6 protein-coding genes are annotated in these 6,081 nt (G+C 72.0%); all 6 read right to left on the bottom strand.

The features are described 5' to 3' along the window. Nucleotides 1–34: 34 nt before the first annotated feature. Nucleotides 35–1,141 (bottom strand): esterase-like activity of phytase family protein, encoded by a 1,107-nt coding sequence (locus tag FNH08_RS42395; RefSeq protein WP_152776839.1) that lies wholly within the window; start codon nt 1,139–1,141, stop codon nt 35–37. A 61-nt stretch (nt 1,142–1,202) separates the two neighbouring features. Beyond that, nucleotides 1,203–2,132 (bottom strand): serine hydrolase, encoded by a 930-nt coding sequence (locus FNH08_RS42390; protein ID WP_152776838.1) that lies wholly within the window; start codon nt 2,130–2,132, stop codon nt 1,203–1,205. 142 nt (nt 2,133–2,274) lie between these two features. Then, nucleotides 2,275–2,850 (bottom strand): hypothetical protein, encoded by a 576-nt coding sequence (locus tag FNH08_RS42385; RefSeq protein WP_322726349.1) that lies wholly within the window; start codon nt 2,848–2,850, stop codon nt 2,275–2,277. Beyond that, entirely contained in the window at nt 2,847–4,244 is a 1,398-nt protein-coding gene (locus tag FNH08_RS42380) for a G protein-coupled receptor family protein (protein WP_322726348.1), read from the bottom strand. The genes FNH08_RS42385 and FNH08_RS42380 overlap by 4 nt, the downstream gene beginning before the upstream one ends. Next, nucleotides 4,241–5,050: an ABC transporter ATP-binding protein gene (locus FNH08_RS42375; protein WP_194238816.1), complete on the bottom strand. Its 810-nt coding sequence runs from the start codon at nt 5,048–5,050 to the stop codon at nt 4,241–4,243. The genes FNH08_RS42380 and FNH08_RS42375 overlap by 4 nt, the downstream gene beginning before the upstream one ends. A gap of 56 nt (nt 5,051–5,106) precedes the next feature. Beyond that, entirely contained in the window at nt 5,107–6,072 is a 966-nt protein-coding gene (locus tag FNH08_RS42370; RefSeq protein ID WP_322726350.1) for a RodZ family helix-turn-helix domain-containing protein, read from the bottom strand. Nucleotides 6,073–6,081: the final 9 nt, after the last annotated feature.

Here is a 6,081-nt window from a genome sequence, read left to right as displayed (position 1 = left end):
GGGTAGGGGCGGCGGGGGCGAGTAAAGGCCTCGCTCAGCTCGCCGGCAGGCGGACCCCCAGCCGGTAGAACCGCGTGATCTGCACTGCGTTCTGGTTGTCGTCGCTGACCAGGAGGACACGGAGTCCGCCGGGGCCACGCCCCGTGATCGTCATCCCCTCGATGTTGTCCAGCAGCGGGTTCGGCTGAGCCTGCTTCGCCGTCGCGCCGAGCGACGGGCACGTCACCAGGTCAGTGAGGAGCGTCTTCTTGATCAGCCGCACACCCGCCTGTCCCGTGAGGTTCTCAACGCCACGAGTGTCCGTCGCACGACGCGGGTCGGCGAGGTAGAGCCGGACCGTGTTCCCGACACCGGCGGTGAAGCCCCGCTCCAGGACGAGCAGCCGCCCGTCAGGGAGGGCCGCGGTCTCCACGACGCCCAGCCCGGCGTCGGCCCGGTAGCCGTACTGGGCCGACAACCGAAAGTCCCCGTGGTACCTCCGCTCCCAGGTCTGGAAGCGCACGATCCCGGCCGTGTCCCCAGAGAGCGCCCCCTCCATCGAGGCGAGCAGGGTGCGGCCACCGGGGTAGAGGGTGAGCCCCTCAAAGGTCTGGTTGGTGGTGGCTCGTCCGGCGGGGGCGACCTTAAGCGCGTCCGGTACGGGCAGGCTCCCGCCCAGGAGCCGGCCGGCCCGGTCGTAACGCCGTACCGACGGCTCCGTCTCCGAGGTGACGAGCCGCGTGCCGTCACCGTCGACAACCAGGCCCTCGGAGTCGAGCGCGGCGCCGCCCGCGTCGGCGAGCGACACGACACCCGTGGGCCGGAGCGTGCGGCGGTCCAGGGAGAAGAGCGCGGAGCGGTCGGAGAGGGCGAGGAGGGAACCGGTGGGGGTCCCCCCGCTCGAGCGAAGCCGAGAGTGGGGGAGGTCCACCGCGAGGGCGGAGAAGTTACCGACGAAGGTGCCCTCGTACGTCGTCTTGTCGAGCGCGTCGGAGAAGCCGTCGAGGGAGACGGCGGGCGAACAGGTGTGGTTCTGGGCCTGGTTCTGGACGTGGTTCCGCAGCGCGTCGGCGTTGGACGGTCCGGCGGCGGCGAGCGTGCCGGCCGCCGCCAGACCGGCGGTGACGGTCGCGAGGAGGGTTCTCAGGCTTCTGGGGCGCATGCCGCCACGGTAGGACGGGCGGGACGCCTCGGAGGTGGACTTCCCGTGAACGTCAGGGAGTTCAGCCGTTCTCCGGCACCGGGACGAGCGCCTCCCTGGGCTCGTCCGTGGGAACGTACCGCTGGACGCTCGCGCTGCTGGTGACCGGCACGAGGTCCTTGTGGATGGCCTTCGCGACGCGCTGGATCGTGTTCACGCCGTAGGTCATGTCGCTGTTGCCGTGCGTGAGGACGGAGATCATGTAGTCGCGTCCTGCGCCCTTGAAGGTACCGATGCTGTGCACGCGCCAGCCGTGCGTGGCGCGGGGCAGCCAGCCGTTCTTGACGTGCACGGAGACGGTGGAGGGCGCCCCGGCCGGCGTACCCCAGCGCTGCGAGGAGATGACCTTGCCCATCAGCTTCAGGATGTACGCGCGGGAGTTGTCGCTGAGGACGGTGTTCTTGGCCGTGACCAGCTTCAGGAGCTTCTGCTCGTCCTGGACCGTGATCTGGGTCAGCCCCCAGTAGCCGTCCGCCCCCGGCTTGGTCTGGGTCATCCCGGCGGCGGCCAGGAACCCCTTGATCTTCGTCATCCCCAACTGCCGCCACAGCGTGCTGGTGGCCGCGTTGTCGGACCTGGTGATCATGGCGGTGGAGAGGTCGGCCTCGCGCTGGGTGAGGTACCGGTTGTGCTTCTTCGCGTCCCACAGGAGCGTGGCGAGCACGGTCACCTTCACGACGCTGGCCGAATCGAAGGCCGTACTGCCGCGCAGGGTGCAGGTGGTGTTCGTGGCTCTGTCGTAGAGGCCGACAGCTATGGTCCCGTTGCGGCCCGACAGGGCCGCGGTGATGTCCCGCTGCAACTTGGTCGCCAGGCCCGCCTGGCTCGACGTACAGCTGACCTGCGGTGCCGCGGCGGCGGCCGGTGCCGCAGCGGCCACGCACGGCACGAGCAGTCCGGCGCCGAGGGCCCCGGCGAGCACACGCGCACGCCTGTTTGTCCGGTGAGTCATGGAGGCTTCCCATCCCCGTTGAAGCGATCGAGCGCGCTGACGACGCACTCGCCTCCTTTGACTCGTACGAATGGCCGAAAGTTGTACGTACGCACGCGCGTTCGCTGGAGATCGTGCTCGCCAGACCGTCGGCCGGGACCGCCTACCTCCTCGGGCCCGCGAAGGCGTACGCCGCGGTGCCGGCGATCGCGAGAGTCAAGGCCGTCCAGGTGCCCGCCGTCGTGCCCGGCGGGAGCAGCATCCAGGACGCCACCTGCGTCGGCACACCCGTCGGGGGCGGGGCGAAGAACGAGAACAGGAGCCAGGCGAACGGCGGCGTCCATGCGTACTGGCCGCCCGAGAGCGCCGCGCCCAGGGCGGCCAGTCCCATCAGGCCCGCGCTGTCCCGGACGACGAACGCGGTGGTGGCCATGTCCTCGCCCATCGCCTGCGCGCTCAGCAGCACCGCGGCGACGAGCGACCCGGCGAGCAGCACGTGCGCCGCTCTGCGGGGCACCCAGCGGATCGCGGCCGTTCGGTCCAGCGCGAGGTCCTGCCCACTGAGCCCGATCGAGAACGCCATCGCCCCAGCGGTGAGGACGAGCACGGGCAGCCGCGGATCACCGGGCCCCTCGCCCCCGTCCCGGGCGAGGGCCCACACCGCCACCGCGCTGATCAGCACCACGGCGAGCGAGGCGGGCACCTGACGCGAGCGCGCGTACAGCGTCAGCCATCTCACCGGGAGGCACCGCCGGACAGTGCGCCGAACGCGTCGCCCTCGCAGGAGAGCGCGGCGGCGCGCATCGCGTTGATCCGCGAGAGCTGCTCTGCCCGCGGCAACGCCTTGAGTTCCTTCCACACGGGGCTGGCCTCGGCGTCGATCTCCTGGCGCATACTTGCCGACTCCGTGCCGGGCAGCGGCCTGAGGTCCCCGAGGACCCAGCCCACCGCGACGGTCTGCGCGAACTGGTCTCCCCCGAAGCTGCTCCAGCCGACGGGGGAGCAGTCCGGCACCATGCCCTGTGCGATCAGGGCCCAGGTCAGCTCCTCGCCCTTCGCGGCGGCGATGATGTCGTCGTCGAAGTCGAGGAGCACGGTCTCGCGGGACCACTGCGGCGTGGCGCCGTCCGGCAGTGCGGCGGTGTTCTCCCGGACCGAGACCGGTGCCTGGCCGCCCAGGGCTCCGTGCAACAGGCGCAGCGCCTCCTTGCCGGGACCTGCCAGGTCGCCGAGTCGTCCCTGGTGCGTCTTCGTCACGCACACCGGGCCGTCGCACACCAGCGCCGCGGCGGCCTCGTCGACGACATACATCCGGCGCGGGTCGGAGGGGAGGACGAGCAGGGCGATCACCGCGCCCGCCAGGACGGGCGTCAGGGCGATCAGCCGGGTGCGCCAGGTCGCGGCGACCAGCAGCGCGAAGCCGGTCGCGGCCATGCCGAGCAGCCAGATCGTCTGCCCGACGTGCACGGAGGCGGAGAGCGTGACGAACACCTCGCGGGCCTCCCGTACCGCCGGTGACAGCAGCGAGACCCGGTTCGGTTCCGTGCTCGTGACCCCCGCCGTCGTGTCCGTCTCCGTCCGGCCGAGCGACATGTGCATGAGTGCCGTGAACGCGAAGGCTCCGATGGCCAGCGCGGGCGGGGTGAGTACGGACGGCAGGGCCTGCGCGACCCCCATGCCCAGCACGGCCCCCGCGACGAGAGCGAGTGCCCCCACCAGCGAGATCGGCAGCCATCCGAGGTGCGTGTACTCGGTGTGGGCGAGCACCTGGACCCCGCCCACGAGGACGAGGAGCGCGAAGGCCGAGGCCAGCGTGATCGCCGTCGTGCCCGCCAGCGTGGCCGCGCGGTGCCGGGCGGGCCGCGGCGTGCTCGTCAGCAGCTCGGACATCTTCGAGCGGTGGTCGCGCAGGCCCTGGAGCGCCCCGAGCCCCACGGCGAGCGGCCACAGGTAGAACAGCAGGGAGCGGGTCCACAGGGCCATGGACGTCCACTGGGCCGTCCACGCCGTGGTGCCCCTCCACCATTCGGCGTTCAGCAGGTACAGGAACCCCAGCGCCGTCGTCAGGACCACGGCGCCGGCCCACGGGGCGACGGAGCGCTGCAGTTCGATACATAGGACGCGGCCGTTCACCAGGATCCCCTTCCCTGCTCGGGGCCCTGCAGCAGCGCCGAGTAGCCGCGCTCCAGCGGGCTGTCGCCCACGTGCTCGGGGCCGCCCGCCGCGGCCAGTTCGTCAGGGGTGCCCTGGAAGACCAGCCGGCCCTCGGCGAAGAGCACCACGTCGGTGCAGGCGGCGGCGACGTCCTCCACGAGGTGGGTCGAGACGACCACGCAGGTGTCCGTGCCCAGCTCCTGCAACAGCTCGCGGAAGCGCAGGCGCTGCGCCGGGTCCAGGCCGACCGTCGGTTCGTCCAGCAGCAGGACCGACGGGTCGTTGACGATGGCCTGGGCGATACCGACCCGCCGCACCATGCCGCCCGACAGGGCCTTCATCCTGTCGTCGGCGCGGTCCGCCAGGCCCACCCGCTCCACGGCCCGCTGCACCGCCGCCGGGATGTCCGCCTTGGGCACCTCCTTCAGCCACGCCATGTACTCGACGAACTCGCGCACGGTGAAGCGCTTGTAGTAGCCGAACTCCTGCGGCAGGTAGCCGATCCGGCGGCGCAGCGCACGGTGCTCGCGCAGGCCGCTCACGGACTCGCCGAGCAGTTCGAGGGTGCCCTCGGCGGGGCGCAGTACGGTGGCCAGCGCCCGGATGAGGGTGGTCTTGCCCGCCCCGTTGGGTCCGAGGAGGCCATGTACGCCGGTGCCCAGCGACAGGTCGAGCCCGTCGACGGCCATCCGTTTCCTACCGGCCCTGACCTTCAGCCCGGTGGCCTGGATCTCCCAGGCGTAGGCCGTCGGCGCGGTGTCGGCCGCGCTCACCGCGGGCATCATGTGGTGGTCCTTTCCCATGGTCTTTCCGATGGCTTTTCCGACGGCCTTTCCGACGGTCACCGATGGGCTCCCAGCTCGGAGTACGCGCCCCTGCGGGCGATCACGACACCGGTGCCGAGCGCGAGGATCAGCCCCCACACGGGCAGGCCGCCCGTCTGCAGGGCGAAGGTCATACGGCTCGCGGCCAGGGTCGGCGCCACGATCACTCCGGCCCACACGGTCACCAGCGCGACGGCGGCGCGGGTCACCCCGACGAGAGCGCCGAGCGCCAGGGTCGCCGAGGTGAAGGCCAGACAGGGCAGCAGCCACTGCGCGGCCGTCACTCCCGTCGCCCATCCGCCCACCGACAGCACGGGAACGACCACGACGAGCACGGACGCGGTGCGCCGCAGCACCAGGTAGAGCCCAGCTCTGGGCACCGAGGCCGTCAGCTCGTACGCCGGGTCGAGGCCGCGCGCCCACGACGCCGCGACGCCGAGCACGGGCAGGACCGGGGCGAGCAGCAGCACCAGCGACACCTCGCCGGAGGCGGTGTCGACCAGGTCGAACAGGAGCGCGAGCAGCGTCACCATCCCGACCATGGCCAGCCACGGCACCATCGTGGGCGTCAGCCACCTCGACACACGCGCCGACCAGCGCCGCCGGCGCGGCATCGGAGCGGTGACGGCCAACTGGGGTTCGAGCCCGGACCACACGGCGTCGACCAACGCCATGACGTCCGGCCCGCGCGGCGGGACGGCGGGGACCTGCGGCGGGGCGGTGGGCAATTGAGCCGAGGTGGTGGGCACCTGAGCCGGGGTGGTGGGCGCCTGCGCCGTGACGTCCGGCCCCGCAACCGAGGCGGCCGTCGCCTGCGCCGAGTCAGGGAACACCAGCCCCGAGACATCCGACCCCACAGCCGGACCAGCCGACGCCTGCGCCGAGTCAGGGAACACCAGCCCCGAGACATCCGACCCCACAGCCGGACCAGCCGACGCCTGCGCCGAGTCAGGGAACACCAGCCCCGAGACATCCGACCCCACAGCCGGACC

The organism is Streptomyces spongiae (assembly GCF_009377185.1).
GTDB classification, from domain to species: domain Bacteria; phylum Actinomycetota; class Actinomycetes; order Streptomycetales; family Streptomycetaceae; genus Streptomyces; species Streptomyces spongiae.
This window is presented reverse-complemented; position numbering and strand designations above follow the sequence as displayed.

Bases quoted from the DNA above. Each gene is read 5' to 3' on its own strand.
- FNH08_RS42395 (WP_152776839.1), bottom strand. From the start codon at position 1,141: ATGCGCCCCAGAAGCCTGAGAACCCTCCTCGCGACCGTCACCGCCGGT.
- FNH08_RS42390 (WP_152776838.1), bottom strand. From the start codon at position 2,132: ATGACTCACCGGACAAACAGGCGTGCGCGTGTGCTCGCCGGGGCCCTC.
- FNH08_RS42375 (WP_194238816.1), bottom strand. From the start codon at position 5,050: ATGATGCCCGCGGTGAGCGCGGCCGACACCGCGCCGACGGCCTACGCC.